This is a genomic window from Aureimonas sp. OT7 (assembly GCF_014844055.1).
In the GTDB taxonomy this organism is placed as follows: domain Bacteria; phylum Pseudomonadota; class Alphaproteobacteria; order Rhizobiales; family Rhizobiaceae; genus Aureimonas; species Aureimonas altamirensis_A.
The window spans coordinates 1484514-1504290 of sequence record NZ_CP062167.1; the positions used below are offsets into that span (position 1 = coordinate 1484514).

11 protein-coding genes are annotated in these 19777 nt (G+C 66.2%); 8 read left to right on the forward strand and 3 right to left on the reverse strand.

The window, feature by feature from the left end:
• Positions 1 to 17 precede the first annotated feature (17 nt).
• Together IGS74_RS07130 and IGS74_RS07135 are read right to left on the reverse strand one after the other, a co-directional pair.
• Complete coding sequence (locus IGS74_RS07130; RefSeq protein ID WP_192390407.1) at positions 18 to 2450, reverse strand: extracellular solute-binding protein; 2433 nt, start codon at positions 2448 to 2450, stop codon at positions 18 to 20.
• The gene (locus IGS74_RS07135) at positions 2440 to 3114 is read right to left on the reverse strand and encodes a response regulator transcription factor (protein WP_192390408.1); all 675 of its coding nucleotides are present in this window, start codon (positions 3112 to 3114) and stop codon (positions 2440 to 2442) included. The genes IGS74_RS07130 and IGS74_RS07135 overlap by 11 nt, the downstream gene beginning before the upstream one ends.
• 199 nt (positions 3115 to 3313) lie before the next feature.
• Between IGS74_RS07135 and IGS74_RS07140 the strand changes: the two genes are divergently transcribed.
• Genes IGS74_RS07140 through IGS74_RS07155 form a run of 4 tightly spaced genes read left to right on the forward strand, consistent with a single transcriptional unit; the run spans position 3314 to position 6887 of the window.
• Positions 3314 to 4276: a zinc ABC transporter substrate-binding protein gene (locus IGS74_RS07140; protein ID WP_246723048.1), complete on the forward strand. Its 963-nt coding sequence runs from the start codon at positions 3314 to 3316 to the stop codon at positions 4274 to 4276.
• 19 nt (positions 4277 to 4295) lie between these two features.
• A complete protein-coding gene (locus tag IGS74_RS07145; protein WP_246723049.1) occupies positions 4296 to 5045 on the forward strand; it encodes a metal ABC transporter ATP-binding protein in 750 nt (249 codons plus the stop codon).
• A 4-nt stretch (positions 5046 to 5049) separates the two neighbouring features.
• Positions 5050 to 5970, forward strand: coding sequence for a metal ABC transporter permease (locus IGS74_RS07150; protein ID WP_192390411.1), 921 nt, complete (start codon positions 5050 to 5052; stop codon positions 5968 to 5970).
• Positions 5967 to 6887 (forward strand): metal ABC transporter permease, encoded by a 921-nt coding sequence (locus IGS74_RS07155; RefSeq protein ID WP_192390412.1) that lies wholly within the window; start codon positions 5967 to 5969, stop codon positions 6885 to 6887. Before IGS74_RS07150 ends, IGS74_RS07155 begins: the two co-directional genes overlap by 4 nt.
• Positions 6888 to 6890: 3 nt before the next feature.
• Here the strand turns inward: IGS74_RS07155 and IGS74_RS07160 are convergent, their stop codons facing one another.
• The gene (locus IGS74_RS07160; RefSeq protein ID WP_192390413.1) at positions 6891 to 11993 is read right to left on the reverse strand and encodes an Ig-like domain-containing protein; all 5103 of its coding nucleotides are present in this window, start codon (positions 11991 to 11993) and stop codon (positions 6891 to 6893) included.
• A gap of 146 nt (positions 11994 to 12139) precedes the next feature.
• Here IGS74_RS07160 and metH point away from each other — a divergent pair, with 146 nt between their 5' ends.
• From metH to IGS74_RS07180, 4 genes are all read left to right on the forward strand, one after another.
• Positions 12140 to 15901, forward strand: a complete 3762-nt coding sequence (gene metH / locus IGS74_RS07165) for a methionine synthase (protein ID WP_192390414.1) — start codon at positions 12140 to 12142, stop codon at positions 15899 to 15901.
• Between the two features lie 66 nt (positions 15902 to 15967).
• On the forward strand, positions 15968 to 16879 hold the full coding sequence (locus IGS74_RS07170; protein ID WP_192390415.1) for a sugar kinase: 912 nt from the start codon (positions 15968 to 15970) through the stop codon (positions 16877 to 16879).
• Between the two features lie 108 nt (positions 16880 to 16987).
• Positions 16988 to 18268 carry an L-fuconate dehydratase gene (locus tag IGS74_RS07175; protein ID WP_192390416.1) on the forward strand — a complete coding sequence of 427 codons (1281 nt, stop codon included), beginning with the start codon at positions 16988 to 16990 and terminating at the stop codon, positions 18266 to 18268.
• Positions 18269 to 18336: 68 nt separating this feature from the next.
• The gene (locus tag IGS74_RS07180; RefSeq protein ID WP_192390417.1) at positions 18337 to 19755 is read left to right on the forward strand and encodes an FAD-binding oxidoreductase; all 1419 of its coding nucleotides are present in this window, start codon (positions 18337 to 18339) and stop codon (positions 19753 to 19755) included.
• Positions 19756 to 19777 lie beyond the last annotated feature (22 nt).

Here is a 19777-nt window from a genome sequence, read left to right on the forward strand (position 1 = left end):
CGTAATCCTGTCATGCGTCACGGACCGACGATTTCGAGCCATGTTTCCAGGAATCGGGCGCGCCGCTGGCGGTCCAGCGCCACGAGCAGGCCGGGGCCGAGCGCGATCGGCTGCACGGCGCCGCGGCCAAGCGCCGCAATGTGCTCGGCCGTGAACGCGCCGGACGAGCCCGGTATGACTGCGCCGAGCGCGGTCGGCCCGGCCAGGATGGACTGCCCCTCGGGCGACAAGGCGAAGTCGATGAAGGCGCGGGCAAGATCGGCGCGGGGTGCCCCTTCGGGGATCAGCAATGTGCGCGTCAGCACGAGGACGTAGTCGTCCGGCACCACCACGCCGATCCGATGGCCGGCGGCCTGGCGTGCCAGCGCGTAGGAGCCGAGCACGTTGTAGCCGAGGGCGAGTTCGCCGCCCTCCACCCTGTCGAGTATGTCCGGGCTGCTGCCGGACAGTTGCGCGTCGGCATGACCGAAGGCGCTGGCAAGGCGCCAGAAATAGGACGAGATCGTCTGGTCCTGCGCGGCGAGGAGATAGCCGACGCCGCTGGTCGCGATGTCGTATGTGGCGACCTTTCCGGCAAAACGTTCGGGAAAGCGCTCCAGCAGCTCGGCCAGCGCGATGCGCGTGCGGGGCACTTCGTCCTCGGTGACGAGGTCGGGGTTGTACACGATGACGGCCGGCTCGAAGGTGAAGCCGAAGACTTCGCGCCGCCACTGGGCCCAGCGCGGCAGGGCGGCAAGGTTGGGCGGCTCGTGCGCCTGCGCGAAGCCGTCATTGGCCAGCTTGACCTGCAGATCCGTCGCCGAGCTCATGACGAGATCGGGTTTCGGGTCGGCGCGCGCCTCGGCGACCTCCAGATAGATCGGCAGCGTCTCGCCTTCCTCGTAGGCCACGGTCACGTGCGGCCAGAGGCGTTGGAAGCCCTCCACCAACGGGCGGAACAACGGCGTATCCGTCGTTCCGAGGATCGTCAGCACCTCGCCCGTCCGGCCGGATGGCGCGGAGTAGGTTTCCAGCGCCCGTGCGGGGCCGGGCGCCGCCGCCAGGAGGCCGGCAGCCAGGAAAAGCGCGGCAAGCGCCGCCGTGGCGCGGCGTGCCGGCAGGCGCACGCGTGCGGTCAGCCCGCCGCCGGGCGTGTTGTCCAGCAGGAAGCGTCCTCCGGCGGCTGCCGCCACGCGGGCGACGATGGCAAGGCCGAGGCCCGACCCGCTGGTGCCCTCCGAGGCACTGCCGCGCCGGAACCGCTCCGTAACGGCTTGCCTTTCCCCAGGGGCGATGCCGGGCCCGTGGTCGATCACCGACAGGATCGCCGCGCCATCGTCGGCCTCGGCCTCCACCAGAACCGGGCCGGGGGCATAGATGAGCGCGTTGTCGATCAGATTGCGCAGCATCTCGCGCAGCACCACGCGGTCCATGTCGATCACCAGCTCCCGCGCGGCGCGCGGCATATCGACGTCCAGCCGCTCTGCGAGGTCCGGGGACAGGCGGCCGACCACCTCGCCCACGATATCGCCAAGCTGCACCGGGTCGATGCGGCGCGCTTCCAGCCGGTGGGCCACCGTCGCGTCCATGAGCAGCTGGTTGACCAGATGGCTGGCCTGTACCGCCCCCTGGTGGATGCGCTGGACGCGCCCGCGCAGCATGGCCGGGTCGCTCTCCGACAAAGCCACTTCCGCCTGCGCGCGCAACGAGGCGAGGGGGGTGCGCACCTCGTGCGCCGCTTCCGCCACGAGGGCGCCGAGCCGCTCGGTCGTCTGGCGCAGGCGCGCGATGAACTCGTTGAGGGCGTCTACGAGGCGGCGCACTTCCACCGGGACGATTTCTGCCACGGGTGACAAGTCGTCCGGCGTGCGACGGTTGAGGTTGCGCTCCAGAAGGGTGAGCGGGCGGAAGGCGCGGCCGATGGCAAACCAGACGAGGGCAATGGCCAGGAGCGTCATGGCGACGATGGGCAAGAGCGCATTGCCGAGGATTTCGCGCGCCAGGACCGCGCGCTCGCCTTTGGTCTCGGCGACGCGGATGGTAACCCAGCCCGTGCCCGATGCCGTCGACACGAGCCGTCCGACCGTGGCCACGCGCACGAGTTCGCCGCGAAAATCGATGTCGGCGTAGCCGGGTTCCGAATCCGTCGCCGGCGGGAGATTGTCGCCGAGTTCGGGATAGCCGGTCACGAAGCCGCCGTCCGGCCCGGCGACCGAGTAGAAGACGCGGTCGTCGTCCGAGAACATGGCGAAGGAAGCGAGCGGCAGTTCGACCGTTACCCGCCCGGCTTCCGCCTGCACCGCGCCGGCAATGGTGAAGGCCGATGCCGACAGCAGCCTGTCATAGGCGGTGTCGGACGAGCGCCGGGCATAATCCAGCACGAAGACGACCAGCGCCAGCGCCGCGCCGAGCAGCAGCGCGATGGCCAGCCATAGAATGCGCCGGCGGATGGAGAAGCCGTCAGCCGCCATTGGTGATACGGGCCACATAGCCGACGCCGCGAACGGTGGCGATCTCGAGCGCTGCGCCTTCCAGCTTGCGGCGCAGGCGCGAGACGTAGAGCTCCAGCGCGTTGACGGAGACCGCCTCGTCGAAGCTGAACAATTGCGACATCAGGCGCTCCTTCGGCACGACGGCGCCGACGCGCGCCAGAAGGATTTCCAGAAGACGGAACTCGCGGCGCGACAGTTCCACTGCCTGTCCTGACACGCTGACGCTGTGGCCGGCGAGGTCCACGACCGTATCGCCGAATTCCATCAGGCTGGTGGTGCGGCCGGCCGGACGCCGCAGCACGGCGCGCAGGCGCGCATCCAGCTCTCGCAGGTCGAAGGGCTTGACGAGATAGTCGTCGGCGCCACGGTCGAGAAGGCTCACCTTGTCGTCGATCTCTGCCCGGGCGGTGACGACCAGGATGGGTATCGCGTTCCGCGCGCGCCGAAGCTCCTCGATGATGGACAGGCCGTCGCGTCCGGGAAGCATCAGGTCGAGGATGAGCGCGTCGTAAGGCTCCGCTGCGACGGCATCCAACGCGGCTTCGCCCTGCCGGACCCATTCCACCGAATGGCCGGCATTGCGCAGATGGCGGAAGACGGCGTCTCCCAGATCGTCGTTGTCCTCAACTAGCAGCAGCCGCATGGCCCGTCCGTGATCCCCTGTCGGGGGAAAGCATAGACCGGCGACGCCCGTAACGTCTCGACCCATATCCGCCGACACGCGGACCGGCACAAAAAACTGCAACTCATGCACTTGCAAATCATTTGCAAAAACGTAGATTGTTGCAATGCAATGGCAGCAGGGGCGTCGAGGTCGCATGAAGCAGGGTTTGAGAAGTTGGTTGAGCAGGCGCGTGGCGCCCGTCCTTGGCCTTGTCGCGATGCTGGTGGCTGCCGGCGGCCCCGCGCGGGCTGCCGAGCCGCTGCACATCGTCGCCACGACGGGCATGATCGCTGATGCCGTTGCGCAGGTCGGGGGCGACAGGGTCGAGGTGGTCTCCCTGATGGGCCCCGGGGTCGATCCGCATCTCTATCGGCCCACCGCGTCGGACATCGCGCGCATGGCGCGTGCCGATGCCGTCTTCTATCACGGCCTCAATCTGGAGGCGCAGCTGCGTGAATTCCTCGAGCGGCTGGGGTCGCGGGTGCCGGTCGTCGCCCTGGCCGATGGCCTGCCTCATGAACGGCTCCGCGAGAATCCCGACTATGCCAACCAGTTCGATCCGCATGTCTGGATGGACCCCCGGCTGTGGCGCGGCGTGGTCATCGAGGCCGCCGATGCGCTGAGCCGGATGGATCCGTCCGGCGCCCCGACCTATGCCGCCAATGCGGATGCCTATCTGGCGAAGGTGGATGCGCTGGCCGATTATGCCGACCGGGTTCTGTCGAGCGTGCCCGAAGGCGCGCGCGTGCTGGTGAGTGCGCATGACGCCTTCGGCTATTTCGGCGCCGCCCACGGTTTTGAGGTTCTCGGCATCCAGGGCATCTCCACCAACAGCGAGGCTGGCGTGCGGCAGATCGAAAGCCTGGTCGATACGCTGGTCAGCCGCAATATCGGTGCGATCTTCGTCGAAAGCTCCGTCTCCGACCGCAATGTCCGCGCTCTGGTCGAGGGAGCGGCCGCGCGCGGCCATGCGGTGAAGATCGGCGGCGAGCTCTATTCCGATGCGATGGGCACGCCGGGCACCTATGAGGGCACCTATATCGGCATGATCGACCATAACGTCACGGTTATCACGGATGCGCTTGGCGGCGATGTCCCGGACGGCGGCATGAATGGCCGCCTCGCCGTTGCGGGGCTGTGAGGGTTGGACGATGGATACGATGACCATGACACAAACCAACCCGCCGCTGGCCGTGCAGGGGCTTTCCGTAGCCTATAATGGCAAGATCGTCCTGTCCGACGTCGATACGGTCGTGCCGGAAGGGGCGATGCTGGCCATCGTCGGGCCGAACGGTGCCGGCAAGTCGACTTTCCTCAAGGCGACGCTGGGCCTGGTGCCGAGCCTGTCCGGGCGCGTCCGCTTCTTCGGGAAGAGCTTTGGCGATGTGCGACGCCGCATCGCCTATGTACCGCAACGCGCCAGCGTGGACTGGGATTTCCCGACATCGGCCTTCGGCGTGGTCATGATGGGCTTCTACGGACGCCTGGGCCTGCTGAGGCCGGCCGGACGGCGCGAAAAGGCGCGGGCCATGGAATGCCTGGAGCGTGTCGGCCTCGGCGACGTCGCCGCGCGGCAGATCGGCCAATTGTCGGGCGGGCAGCAGCAACGCGTCTTCCTGGCGCGGGCGCTTGCGCAGGACGCCGAGCTGATCATCATGGACGAACCCTTCGCCGGCGTCGACGCCGCCACGGAAAGCGCCATCGTGGAGGTGCTCAAGGGGCTGCGCGCAGGCGGCCGCACTGTCGTCTGCGTCCATCACGACCTGTCGACGGTGCCTGCCTACTTCACCCATGTCCTGTTGCTGAACGGCTCGAAGGTCGCCGACGGACCGGTGGACGAGGCCTTCACATCCCGGAACCTGAATATCGCCTATGGCGGCCGGCTGGCCACGCCGGCAGGGGTGTACTGACGTCATGGATTTCCCGGTCTTCCTGTCCGCGCTCGTTTTCGATGCCGGCTACAACACCGCGCTCGTCGGCGCCGGATCGGCGCTGCTCGGCGCGTCCGCCGGTGGCATCGGTGCCTATGTGATGCTGCGCAAGCGCAGCCTGATGAGCGATGCGATCAGCCACGCCACCCTTCCGGGCCTCGTCATGGCCTTCATCCTGATGGCCGCGACTACCGGCAATGGCCGCTTTCTGCCGGGGCTGATGATCGGCGCCGCTGCCAGCGCCTTTGCCGGATTGTGGATCGTGGAATGGCTGGGCCGGCGCACGCGCCTGCCGGAAGACGCCGCCATAGGTGCGGTGCTTTCCGTCTTCTTCGGCTTCGGAATCGTACTCCTGACAGTGGTTCAGACCATGCAGACCGGCGGGCAGGCGGGGCTGGAGGGCTTTCTGCTCGGCTCGACTGCCTCGATGCTGCGCAGCGAGGCGGAAACGATCGCGATCGCAGCGGCGGTCACCGGGCTTGCCGCCTTCTGCCTGCGACGCTCCTTCACGGTGGTTGCCTTCGATCCGGTCTACGCGGCGACAACGGGCGTATCGGTGCGCCGGGTCGATCTCATGCTGCTGCTGCTTCTCCTGACCGTCACCGTGATCGGCTTGCGTGTCGCCGGCCTGGTTCTGATCGTCGCGCTGACCATCATTCCCGCCGCGACGGCACGGTTCTGGACCGATCGTGCCGGGCGCCTCGCGGCGCTCGCGGCCGTGTTCGGGGCAGTCAGCGCCCATGTGGGGGCGGCACTGTCGGCCTCCGGCCCTTCGCTGCCGACGGGCGCCGTGATCGTGTTGACCGCCTTCGCGCTGTTCGTCGCCTCGCTCGTCCTTTCGCCGCGCAGGGGGCTTGCTGCAGGCGTCATGTCAAGCTTCCGGGCCCGCCGGAGGCTCGCATGATGGCCGATTTCTTCTTTCTGACGTTCGTGCCGCTTCTCGTGGCGGTCCTGTCGGCTTCGTGCTGCGCGCTGGTCGGCAATTTTCTCGTGCTGCGGCGTCAGGCCCTGGTGGGCGATGCGATCAGCCATGTCGTGCTGCCGGGCATCGTCGTCGGGTTCCTCGTGTCGGGCACCATGAATGCCTGGCCGATGCTGCTGGGTGCGGCCGCGGCGGCGCTGCTGTCGGTCATGCTGATCGAGTTCGTGCGCCGGGCCGGTGCGGTGGAGCCGGGCGCCGCCATGGGCACCGTCTTTACGGCCATGTTCGCGGCCGGGGTTCTTCTAATCGAACAATCGGACACCAGCGGCGTGCATCTGGATGTGGAGCACGCACTCTATGGAAGCCTGGAAAGCCTGATCTGGTTTTCCGGCACCGGGCCGGGGGCGCTTCTGGATCTCGCGGCACTCGCGGATATGCCGCCGCAATTGCCGCGTCTCGTTGCGATGCTGGCGATGACGGTGCTGTTCATTTTCGTCTTCTGGCGCAGTCTCGTCGTGTCCACCTTCGATCCCGCCTATGCGAGGGTCGTCGGCGCGTGGCCCCGGCTGACGGCCGTCCTGCTTGTGGCGGTGACGGCCGCCGTCGCCGTGACGGCCTTCGACGCCGTGGGCTCCATCATCGTGATCGCCATGTTCATCTGCCCGCCGGCGGCAGCGCGGCTGATAACCGATACGATGGCCGGCCAGATGGTCTGGAGCATCGTCCTTGCCGTGCTGGCGGCCGTTTGCGGCTACCTGCTGGCCGCCGAAGCGCCGCTTGCACTCGGTTGGGGTGCCAGCGTTTCCGCTGCCGGCATGATCGCGACTGTGGGCGGCCTGTTCCTGATGGCCGCGGCCCTTTGGGGGCCGCGGCGCAGAAGAGACCAATCGCCGGCGTGACGCTTATAGAACTATGATACCCACCGCCTGCTGGACGAATAGGTCCACGGCATCCGTTCTGACGGTCATATATGTCTCGCCCTCGTACTCGATCGAACCGTCGATCATGAAGCCGGGCCGATCCGACAGGAATTGTACATTCACCGTATCGGCCAGACCGCCCTTGACGAGTAGGTGCACCCGACCGTCATCCACGAAAGCACTCGCGCTGGACATCGCGATGATGCTTTCCTCGGTAACCCACAGCGAATTCTGACCTTCTGCGGCAAGAAGGTCCACGATCTCGATGCTTTCCATCCGGCCGTCGCCGTCCACGGTGGCACTGCCCGACGTCAGGTCCCGCAGATCGATCGTGACGTTGCCGGAAAAGAGAGCGATCTTCAGCGTATCGATGCCGGAACCTCCGTCGATGCGGCTTGAGCGCGGCGCATTCGGGTCAGGACTGGCAAGCGAACCGAGGAAGCTCGGATGCACGATGAACGTGTCGTCGCCCGCTCCGCCATATCCTACCGAGTCCGGGCCGGTCATATACAAGACGTCGTTCCCACCACGTCCCATCATCGTGGTGCCGACCCCGTCGCTGTTGAAGGTGTCGGGGTCGCTGGTGCCCTCGTACTCCACACTCGTCGTCGCGGCGAACGGACCATCCGAAGATCCGAACAGGACATAGGCGCCGGCCTGGCCGCCTGCGCCGGGCGAGCCGATGACAAGATCGTCGTAGCCGTCTCCATTGACGTCACCAGCAGCGGCGACGCTGTATCCAAATTGCGCGCCGGCAGACGCGCCGCCGATGATGATTTTTCCTCCGTCCTGGGCGATCGTCGATGACTCGCGGATCGAATTGCCGAGGAGGATGACCGCCGAGCCGGAAAGAGTTTGGGAGCCAGACGACGGGGCTCCGATGATGAAGTCGTCGATTCCGTCGCCGTCGAAGTCGCCGATACCGGCGACCGCGGCCCCGAATTGCGCGTCGGCGAAAGTGGGGCTGGTTGTCAGGAGATACCCGCGTGATTCGGCAACCATGGTGCCCACCGAAAATCCACTGGCCTGGACGTTGAAGGCAAGGTCCGTGGCCTCCAACCCGGCATAGGCATTTCCGGCAGGGTCGAGAATGGCGCCGGAACTGATCGTTACGACGTACATCGAACTTTCAGTTAAAGGTGTGGTGAGGTTTACCACGACGGACGATCCGTTGAACGTCACCTGGGGATCGTCGATCGAGATGGTGAGGGGGCCGGACCCTGAACTGTTCAGTGTGATCGTGCCCGTTCCGGGTGTCACCTCTTCGGAAAAGGTGAAGACGAGTTCGCTATGGCGTCCGACCGTCGCGCCGCGCGCAGGTGTCGAGCTGACGAGCGTGGGCGCCGTCGTATCCACCCGGTAATTGATGTCGTTGTCCGTCGACTGATAATCGCCGATCACGCGGTTGCCGGCCGCGTCCCGGATGATCGCGCCGAAAGCCGACATTCCGCCGTAGCCGTCGAGTCCCATCCCGTCCGAATCGTCATCACCGGTCTGGATAACGTATTGGAAAGTCAGCGTCCGGGCATCGACCTGGGACAGGTAGGGCGCGGAACGTGTCCCGCTGCCCATAAAGAGTGTCAGGTACGGGGATCCACCGGTGGTATCGACCAGTATGTCCTCGTCGAACGTCATCGTGATCGTGACGGAATCGCCGGCATTCAGCACTGCATGGGATGTGTCTGATTTGGCGGTGAACTGCACCGACGTGATCGCTGGCCGGTGGGCATCGAAAGTGAACGATTGCGAGGCGGAGGCGCCGGCATTGCCGGCAAGGTCGTGGTAGCCGGACAAGGTTACCATGCCGGCCACCTCCAACGTGGCGGCCGTCGGTGTGTAGATGACCGAATAGGTGTTGGCGTACGGCGTCATCATCAGGTTGGACAGCGTCCCACCTGTTGCCGAGAGCCTGGCGTCCTCCATGTCGATGATGAAATCGTCGAAGGCCAGGGTCAGCATCGCGCTTTCACCGGCTAGAAGGTACTGCTTGTCGCTGGTGATGGTAACGCCCGGCGTGTCCGTATCGACGGTCAACGCCGGCATGGTGGCCTCTAGGCTGATATTCCCGCCGCTGATGACGCGGGCGCGCACCGCATAGGCTTCGTAGACGCCCTCGGGCACGGTGAAGACGCCGGAGACGGCGTCGAGCCAGTGCAGGCCGCCATCCAGGCTGTACTGTACCAGCCCGTCCTGTTCGCCGGTCTCGACATGGATTTCCCCATTGGAGGTGACGTTGTCGGTGGGGTCGGCGCCGGTATCTGCGGCCAGCGTCATGATGGGAGCCGCGGGAATGACCGTGTCGATGGCGATTGGCTGGCTTTGCGCCGCAGCGCCTCCCGCGCCCGATCCGCTCTGCCAGCTACCGGCGGGAATCTCGGCCGTTGTCGTACCCTCGTACCCGGCGTCCGGCGTGAAGACCGCGGTATAGACGCGTGCATTGTCGGTCTGCTCGAAACTGCTGATGGAGCCATGCGTCGCGACGATATCGGATTGGGAGAAGCCGATGGGAACGGTCGAGAAGGTGAAGGTCAGCACGGCCGACTGCTCGCCGGACAGCGAAGTACGGTCGCTGGTGATGGTGACAGAGGGAGGCGTATCGAGGATTTCGGTCGTGGGAAGGAATGTCGGTGTGCTGGAGTTTCCGTTCTGATCGACCTGGCGTACGCGAACCGCCTCGTCTTCATAGAGGCCGGGCGCCAGGGTAAAGCTCGTTCCCTGGCCCTGCGTCCACGAGGTGCCCCCGTCGATCGAATAGAACCAGGTTGTTCCGTTATCGAGACCGGAGACGTTGACGGTGCCGTTGGTCGGCTCCAGCGTCATGGTGGGAGACGCAGGTATGAGCGTATCGATGGCGATAGGCTGGCTATGCGCCTCGGTGCCGCCAGTGCCCGATCCGCTCTGCCAGCTATCGGCGAGGATTGCGACGGTCGTGGCACCCTCGTACCCGGCCTCCGGCGTCAGGATCGCGGTATAGACCTTGGGATCGCTTGTCTGGGTGAAGCTGCCGATCGTGGCATGCTGCACCACGATATCGGACTGGGAGAAGCCGACGGGAACGGTCGAGAAGGTGAAGGTCAGCACGGCGGACTGTCCGTCGATCAACGCATGGCTGTCGCTGGCGATGGTGACGGAAGGAGGGGTATCGAGGATTTCGGCGGCGGCGAGCGACGGTGCTGTGCTGGCGTTTCCGTTCTGGTCTGTCTGGCGTGCGCGGATCGCGCCGTTGGCATAGGAGCCGGGCGCCAGGGTGAAGCTCGTGCCGGTCCCTTCCGTCCAGGAGGTGCCGCCGTCGAGCGAGTAGGACCAGGTCGTTCCGGTCTGGAGATTGGAGACGGTGACGATGCTGCCGTCCCGCGCAAGGGTGGGCGCCGGGGGCGCCAGCGTATCGATGGACAGGCTTGCGCTGGCCGTCCGGGCATTGGCCATGCCGGTGATCTCGGCTGTAATGGTGAGCTGTCCCTCGACAGGGGCGGAGAGGAATTGGGTATTGAGCAGAATGTCGGCGTAGCCGTTGACGACATCCATGAGGCCGACCGTCCACTCGCCAATGACGGTGTCGCCGGCCTTGACGGCGATGGTGGCTCCCTCGATGGCGTTTTCCGGCAGGGTTATGTGGGCGAGGAACTCAGGTCCGACGGCGGTACCTGTCGCGAGGGTGAAGACGCCCGCGTGCAGCAGTTCGGTGATGTCCCGTCCCCCGACGGTCATGAGAAGAAGGGGGTCGCTGGGCAGTTCGACGAGCGGTTCATCCTGCGGGATGAGGATGGCCTCGCCTTTGTTGGGGCCGGATTCGAATATCGCAGCGCCCTGCTGGAGAAGGGCGGCGCCGCCCGGCGCGAGCATGGCCACGCTGCCCTGGAGCGTGAGGTTGGCTGCAAGCGTGTCGAGCGTTGCGCCGATGCCGCCCGTCTTCATGTCGAGGCCGGACAGCTTGGCCAGGAAGATGCCATAGGCCTCGGCGGGGCTGATGCCGTCGGCCTCATTGAAGGCGGGGTCGAGTACGGTGACGACGCCCTGCGACATGTCGACGCCGAGGGCCTGGGATATCGCCTGGGTTCCCTCTGTTATGGTGGCCGCGTCGGGCAGGGTGGCGCCGGCCTGGTGTTCGAGGAGCTTGCGGGCGATGAGTTCGGTGAGGGGCGTCACGCTGACGGAGAGGTCGCCCCCGGACTTGATGGCGAGTGCGCGCAGGTCGGTGGCCAGGGAGAGCGCGCTGCCGCTGGCCTCGTCGCTGTAGTCTGCCGCCGTACCGTTGGCGTCCATGATGCGGATGAGGATGGGGCCCGTGTAGTCTGCGCTGACGAGGACGTCGGCCTTGCCCTCGGCGTTGGTGGTGCCGGACGCGAGGATGGTGCCGTCGGCGCCGATGACCTGATAGGACAGGGCGGCACTGATGGGGCCCGCGGCGGCGGAGATGTGGATGACGCTGTCGGCCGTGGGGGTAGGCACCGGCGTGGGCTCGGGCGTGGGCACCGGTGTGGGCGTGGGCTCGGGCGTGGGCGACGCCTGATGGGCCGAGCCGCCGCCGCCGGCGCCGGCGGCCAGCGCGACACCGCCCACCGCCGCCAGTCCGGCGACGGCGACAAGGGGATTGATCCCGCCGAGCGGGGATGACGCGGCCGCCGCTTCCGGCACTGCATGCGGCTGCTGCGAGAGGACGTCGTAGTAATGGGCGAAGCTGTCGGTCAGGCCGGACAGCGTGGCCTGGTCGCCCACCATGTGGAGCAGCAGCGAGCCGTCGCCACCCGTTGCGATGGCATGGGATGCGCCGTCGATCACGACGACCCCGCCCTTGCCGTCCGGCAGCTCGATGTCGCAAGTGCCCTTGCGGCACAGCTTCATGAAGTCGTCCAGGACGACGCGCGTCCTGCCGTCGAGCAGAAGCACGAGGTCTCCGCCGTCCTTCGGCGAGGCAATGGCCACCACGTCTTCCACGGGAATGGCCTTGCCGCCCTTGCCGACCCGCGCGATCTTCAGGCGCCCAGCCGAGGGCTTGGTGCGAATCGTCTCGCCCGGGGCGACGGGAAGGCGACCATTGGCGTCCACAATGACGAAACCCGACTTCATCCCAGCAGCAGTAACCATGGAAACAAACTCCAGATAAACGTTATACTTTGCAGATTATTGTTTTCCGGCCTGTTGTAAACAGGGATTATCGCTGTTCGACGACGGCGACTTCAAATCATATAAGGATCGGTTTATATGATGCTCCAAACGACGAGGAGCCGGACATGAGCGCCACGACCGACACGATCTTCGGCGCGGGAAAGACCCGCAGCCGGGCCGAGCGCATCGCCGCGCTGTACGACGCCGCGAAGCAGCGGATCCTTATCCTCGACGGGGCGATGGGCACGCAGATCCAGGGCCTGGGTCTTGGCGAGGAGCATTTCCGCGGAAACCGGTTCGTCGGGTGCGAATGCCATCTGGCGGGCAACAACGATCTTTTGATCCTGACGCAGCCGAAGGCCATCGAGGATATTCATTTCGCCTACGCGATGGCGGGGGCGGACATCCTCGAAACCAACACCTTCTCGGCCACCACCATCGCCCAGGCCGACTACGGCATGGAATCGGTTGCATACGAGTTGAATGTCGAAGGCGCAGCCGTTGCGCGACGGGCCGCCGACAGGGCCGAGGCGGCCGACGGGCGGCCGCGTTTCGTGGCCGGCGCCGTCGGGCCCACCAACCGCACGGCCTCGATTTCGCCGGACGTAAACAATCCGGGCTTCCGGGCGATCTCCTTCGATGGGCTGCGCACCGCCTATTCGGAGCAGATCCGGGGGCTCGTCGACGGCGGCGCGGACATCATCCTGATCGAGACGATCTTCGATACGCTCAACGCCAAGGCCGCCATCTTCGCCGCCGAAGAGGTGTTCGCCGAGACCGGCGAGCGGCTGCCGGTGATGATCTCCGGCACGATCACTGATTTGTCCGGGCGCACGCTTTCCGGCCAGACGCCGACCGCCTTCTGGTACTCGGTGCGCCATGCGCGGCCCTTCACCATCGGGCTCAACTGCGCGCTCGGGGCAGATGCGATGCGTCCGCATCTGGCGGAGCTGTCCGGCGTTGCCGACACCTTCGTCTGCGCCTATCCCAATGCCGGCCTGCCGAACGAGTTCGGCCAGTACGACGAAACCCCGGAGATGATGGCGGCGCAGGTGCGGGGCTTTGCCGAGGAAGGGCTGGTCAATGTCGTGGGCGGCTGCTGCGGCTCGACGCCGGAGCATATCCGCGCCATCGCCGATGCCGTCGCCGGCCTTGCGCCGCGCGGCTTCGAGCCGGCGGAGCCGCTGCTGCGGCTGTCGGGGCTGGAGCCATTCACGCTGACCGGCGACATCCCCTTCGTGAACATCGGCGAGCGCACCAACGTCACCGGCTCGGCGCGCTTTCGCAAGCTCATCACCGCGGGCGATTTCGCCGCGGCGCTGGACGTCGCGCGCGACCAGGTGGCCAACGGTGCCCAGGTCATCGACATCAACATGGACGAGGGCCTGATCGATTCCGAGCGGGCGATGGTGGAATACCTCAACCTCATCGCGTCGGAGCCCGATATCGCCCGCGTGCCGGTGATGATCGATTCGTCCAAGTTCTCGATCATCGAGGCCGGGCTGAAATGCGTGCAGGGCAAGCCGCTGGTCAACTCCATCTCCATGAAGGAGGGGGAGGCGGCGTTCCTGGAGCAGGCCCGCAAGGTGCGTGCCTACGGCGCCGCCGTGGTGGTGATGGCCTTCGACGAACAGGGGCAGGCCGACACCTATGAGCGCAAGGTCGAGATATGTTCCCGCGCCTACAGGCTGCTGACGGAGGAGGCGGGCTTCCCGCCCGAGGACATCGTCTTCGATCCCAACGTGTTCGCGGTCGCCACCGGCATCGAGGAACATGACGGCTACGGTGTCGCCTTCATCGAGGCGACACGCTCGATCCGCCAGCAACTGCCATACGCCCATATATCGGGCGGTGTCTCCAACCTGTCCTTCTCGTTCCGCGGCAACGAGCCGGTACGCGAGGCGATGCACGCCGTTTTCCTGTACCATGCCATCGCGGCAGGCATGGACATGGGGATCGTCAATGCCGGGCAGCTGGCCGTCTACGAGAGCATCGACCCCGAACTGCGCGAGGCGTGCGAGGACGTGATCATGAACCGCCGCGCGGACTCGACCGAGCGGTTGCTCGAGGTCGCGGAACGGTTCAAGGGCGGGCCGGGGCGAGAGGCCAAGGCGCGCGATATGTCCTGGCGCGAGCAGCCGGTGGAAGCACGGCTGTCGCATGCGCTCGTCAATGGCATCACCGAGTTCATCGAGGCCGATACCGAGGAGGCACGGTTGAAGGCCGAGCGTCCGCTGCACGTGATCGAGGGGCCGCTGATGGCCGGCATGAACGTCGTGGGCGACCTGTTCGGCGCCGGCAAGATGTTCCTGCCGCAGGTGGTGAAATCGGCCCGCGTCATGAAGCAGGCCGTGGCCTATCTGCTGCCCTTCATGGAAGAGGAGAAGGCCGGCGAGGGCGGTGGCCGGCAGTCGGCCGGCCGCATCCTGATGGCGACGGTGAAGGGCGATGTCCACGACATCGGCAAGAACATCGTCGGCGTGGTCCTGGCCTGCAACAATTACGAGGTCATCGACCTCGGCGTGATGGTGCCCAGCAACAAGATCCTGGAAACGGCCCGCGCCGAGAAGGTGGATATCATCGGGCTGTCGGGACTGATCACCCCGTCGCTGGACGAGATGGTCCATGTGGCGGCGGAAATGGAGCGCGAGGGCTTCGACATTCCGCTGCTGATCGGCGGCGCGACGACGAGCCGCGTGCACACGGCGGTGAAGATCGACCCGCGCTATGCGCGCGGCCAGACGGTCTACGTCACGGATGCCAGCCGTGCCGTGGGGGTGGTGTCCAACCTTCTGTCGCCCTCGGCGCGCACGCAGTATATGGATACCGTGCGGGCGGAGTATCGCAAGGTCGCCGAGGCGCACGCCCGCTCGGAAGCCGAGAAGCGGCGCCTGCCGCTGGCGGCGGCGCGTGCCAATGCCCACAAGGCGGACTGGTCGGCCTGGCGCCCCGTGACGCCGTCCTTTCTTGGCACACGGATCTTCGACGATTGGGATCTGGCCGATCTGGCCTCGGCGATCGACTGGACGCCCTTCTTCCAGACCTGGGAGTTGAAAGGCCGTTTCCCGAAACTCCTGGACGATCCGAAGCAGGGGGAGGTCGCGCGCTCGCTCTATGCCGACGCGCAGGCCATGCTGGAGCGCATCGTCGCCGAAAAATGGTTCCGTCCCCGCGCCGTCGTCGGCTTCTGGCCGGCCAACGCGGTGGGGGACGACATCCGGCTCTTCACCGACGAAACGCGCTCGGAAGAGCTCGCAACCTTCTTTACCCTGCGCCAGCAATTGTCCAAGCGGGACGGACGGCCCAACGTCGCCCTGTCGGATTTCGTCGCGCCGCTGGATACGGGCGTCGGAGATTTCGTCGGCGGCTTCGTGGTCACGGCCGGTGCCGAAGAGGAGGAGATATCCGCCCGCTTCGCCGCCAACCATGACGATTACCAGTCCATCATGGTCAAGGCGCTGGCGGACCGGTTTGCGGAGGCTTTCGCAGAGCGGCTGCACCAGCATGTGCGGCGCGAGCTCTGGGGATACGCGCCGGACGAGAGCTTCAGCAACGACCAGTTGATCGACGAAGCCTATGCCGGAATCCGGCCGGCCCCTGGCTATCCCGCCCAGCCCGACCACACCGAAAAGGAAACGCTGTTCCGCCTTCTGGATGCGGAAGCGGCAACCGGCGTGCGCCTGACGGAGAGCTTCGCGATGTGGCCGGGTTCGTCCGTGTCGGGCCTGTATATCGGGCATCCCGAAAGCTACTATTTCGGCGTTGCCAAGGTGGAGCGCGACCAGGTGGAGGATTACGCCAGCCGCAAGGGAATGCCTGTGCCGGAGGTCGAGCGCTGGCTGGCGCCGATCCTGAACTATGTGCCGGTGCGGGAGGAGGCCGCCTGACCGACGCTCTGGTCAGGCCAAAGCCTCTGGTCTAGAAGCGTTGCCAACAAGGCATGCGGAGGCGAGATGTCGCAGAAGGTTGAGACCGTTCTTTCCATCGGCGAATGCATGATCGAGCTGTCGCCGACGGGGCAGGGAACATACCGGCAGGGCTTTGCCGGCGATACGTTCAACACCGCGTGGTATCTGCGCCGGCTTCTGCCGCAGGAGCGCGAGGTGGCCTATTTCACCAATGTCGGCGACGATCCGCTCAGCCATGCCATGATGGCCTTCATCGAAGCGTCCCGCGTGTCGGCGCGCCATATCAGGGCGATGCCGGGCCGCGTCGCGGGCCTGTACCTGATAACCCTGGACGGGCACGAGCGGAGCTTCTCCTACTGGCGCGACACGGCCGCCGCCAAGGCCCTCGCCGATGACGAGGCGCGGCTGACGGCAGCGGTGGACGAGGCGGCGATGGTCTACTTTTCCGGCATCACGCTGGCGATCCTGCCGCCCGAACGGCGCGCGGCCTTCCTGACCATCCTGAAGTCGGCCCGCAACGGCGGCAAGCGCATTGCCTTCGATCCCAATATCCGGGACCGCCTGTGGGCCGGCCGCGCCGCCTGCGCGGAAGGCATCGAGGCGGGGGCCGAGGTGGCGTCGATCTGCCTGCCCAGCTTCGACGACGAAGCCCGCATCTTCGGCGATTCCAATGCCGCGGCCACGGCCGCACGATACCGCGAGATCGGCTGCGAGGAAGTGGTGGTGAAGGATGGCGCCGGCGACGCGCTGCTGCTCGTCGCCGGCATGCAGGAGCCCTTGGTCGTTCCGTCCAACGCGGTGGAAAAGCCGGTCGATACCACCGGAGCAGGCGATTCCTTCGGCGCGGGCTACCTTGCCGCGCGTCTTCAAGGCCAGTCTCCGCAGGATGCGGTGCATAGTGCGCATGCTACCGCCGCGCGGGTGATCCAGGGCTATGGCGGCCTCGTCGAACTTTGACGATTGCAGAATTGGCCTGACCAATATATCGGATAATGCCATGAGGTGAGGGGCGGTGCGGCCGCGATGCCTGTCGCCGCAAGGACATGCGCTAAGGAGGTCAGGCCAATGTCGCTGAAAATTACAGGCTACCGCACATTCGACATCCGCTTCCCGACATCGCAGGGGTTGGATGGATCGGATGCGATGAACCCCGATCCGGATTACTCCGCCGCCTATGTGGTGCTCGAAACCGACCGCGCCGGCGTCGAGGGCCACGGGCTGACCTTCACCATCGGGCGCGGCAACGACATCGTGAAGCAGGCCGTCGAAGCGGTTGCAGGCCGGCTGGTCGGCAAGACGCTGGACGAGATGACCGCCGACATGGGCGCCTTCTGGCGGTATGTCACCGGCGACAGCCAGTTGCGCTGGCTGGGGCCCGACAAGGGCGTCATGCACCTCGCCACGGGTGCCGTCGTCAATGCGGTGTGGGATTTGTGGGGCAAGGTCGAGGGCAAGCCCGTCTGGCAGCTCGTGGCCGACATGAGCGTCGAGGAGATCCTGTCGCTTCTGGATTTCCGCTATCTGACCAACGCCCTGACGCGCGAGGAGGCCGGAAACATCCTCGAGGCCGCGCGGGCCGGCGCGGCGGGCCGGCGCGAAACGCTGGCCGCGAAAGGCTATCCCACCTACACGACCTCGGCCGGCTGGCTCGGCTATAGCGACGACAAGATGCGTCGCCTGTGCCGGGAGGGCATGGCAGTCGGCTGGACGCATTTCAAGCTGAAGGTCGGGCGCGACCTCGAGGACGATATCCGCCGCTGCCGCATCGTGCGCGAGGAGATCGGCCCGGACCGCACGCTGATGATCGACGCCAACCAGGTCTGGGAGGTCGGCCAGGCGATCGAGTGGGTCAATGCGCTGGCCGAGTTCAAGCCATGGTTCATCGAGGAGCCGACATCGCCCGACGACATCCTCGGCCACGGGCAGATCCGCGCGGGGGTTGCGCCGATCAAGGTGGCGACCGGCGAGATGTGTCAGAACCGCATCCTGTTCAAGCAGTTCCTGCAGGCTGACGCGATCGACGTGGTGCAGATCGACGCGGCGCGCGTCGGCGGCCTGAACGAGAACATCGCGATCATGCTGATGGCCGCGAAGTTCGGCAAGCCGGTGTGCCCGCATGCCGGCGGCGTCGGCCTGTGCGAATACGTGCAGCATCTGTCGATGATCGACTACCTGGTCATTTCCGGCACGATGGAAGGGCGCGTCGCCGAGTATGTCGACCATCTGCACGAGCATTTCGTGTATCCGTGCGACGTGCGCGACGGGCGTTACATGCCGCCGCGGGCGCCGGGCTTCTCGATCGAGATGAAGCCGGCGTCCATCGAGGCGCATCTCTACCATGGATAGGCAATGCGGCCTTTCGCTCGCGGTCCCGCTGTTCTAAGCAGGAGCACGATTCAAGCAAGGGGGACTTCATGGAGGACGCGGTGAACCTTGCCCGGCTCCTGTCCGAACGCCTGGGTGCCGGCGCGGTCCTGACGGACCCTGCCGACATGGTGCGCTACTGTCGCGACTGGCACGGCGACGTGACCACGGGGGCTGTCGCCGTGCTGCGGCCGGCCTCGACCGACGAGGTGTCCGCCGCCGTGCGTCTTTGCGCCGAACTGGGCTTGTCCATCGTGCCGCAGGGCGGCAACACCGGGCTGGCGCTGGGCGGCATCCCGGACAGGCCGCAGGCGGAAGTCGTCCTCTCGCTCGAGCGGATGAACCGGATCCGCTCCATCGCTCCGGACGACTTTTCCGCAATCGTCGACGCCGGCTGCGTGCTGGAGTCGATCAAGGTCGCGGTGGACGCGGCGGGTTGCTATTTTCCGCTGGCGCTCGGCGCGCAGGGATCGTGCCAGATCGGCGGCAACGTTTCCACCAATGCCGGCGGCATCAATGTGCTGCGCTACGGCATGACGCGCGAGCTGATCCTGGGACTGGAAGTGGTGCTGGCCGATGGCACGGTGTGGAACGGCCTGTCGCGCTTGCGCAAGGACAATCGCGGCATCGACCTGAAGCAGCTCTTCATCGGGGCGGAAGGCACGCTGGGTGTCGTCACCGGGGTGGCGATCAAGCTTCTGCCCAAGCCGGAACATGTGGAAACCGCGCTCCTGGCGCTACCCAGCGTGGAGGCGGCGATGGCCCTTTATCGCCGGGCCCGTCGCGATTGCTGCGACCTGATCAGCGCCTTCGAGCTGATGCGGCCGGAAGCCTTCAGCTTTGCGCGCGATGCGCATCCGGACTTGCCGCAATCCCTGCCTACCGATTATCCGGCCTATGTGTTGACGGAACTGACGGCCACCGGCCCGATCGATCTGCGCGCCATGCTGGAGGCGTTCCTGGAGAAGGAGATGGAGGCCGGCGAGATTCTCGACGGCGTCATCGCGGCCTCGCGCCAGCAGGCGCTGAACCTCTGGAAGGTGCGTGAAGGCATGAACGAGGGGCAGGCCATGCGCGGCCCGCATCTGCGTACCGACCTCTCTGTCCCGCTGTCCCGGGTCGCCGACTATATCGAAGAGGCCAGCGCCGCCATCGCCGAAAGCATGCCCCAGTGTGACGTCGCGGCCTATGGCCATGTCGGCGACGGCAATATCCACTTCAACGTCATACCGCCCCGCGGTGCGTCGCGGGAGGAGACGGAGGCCGTCATCAGCCGAGCCAAATCGATCCTCTACGACATACTGGACCGGTATGATGGCAGCCTCAGTGCCGAGCACGGCATCGGCCGTCTCAAGAAGTCCGATTTCGTGCAGCGCATGCCCGAGGCCCAGGATCGCCTGCTGCGGGCCCTGAAAACCGCGCTGGACCCGGAGTGGCGGATGAACCCCGGTTGCCAGATCGACCGATAAGCGAGCGAACCGAAGAAAGACA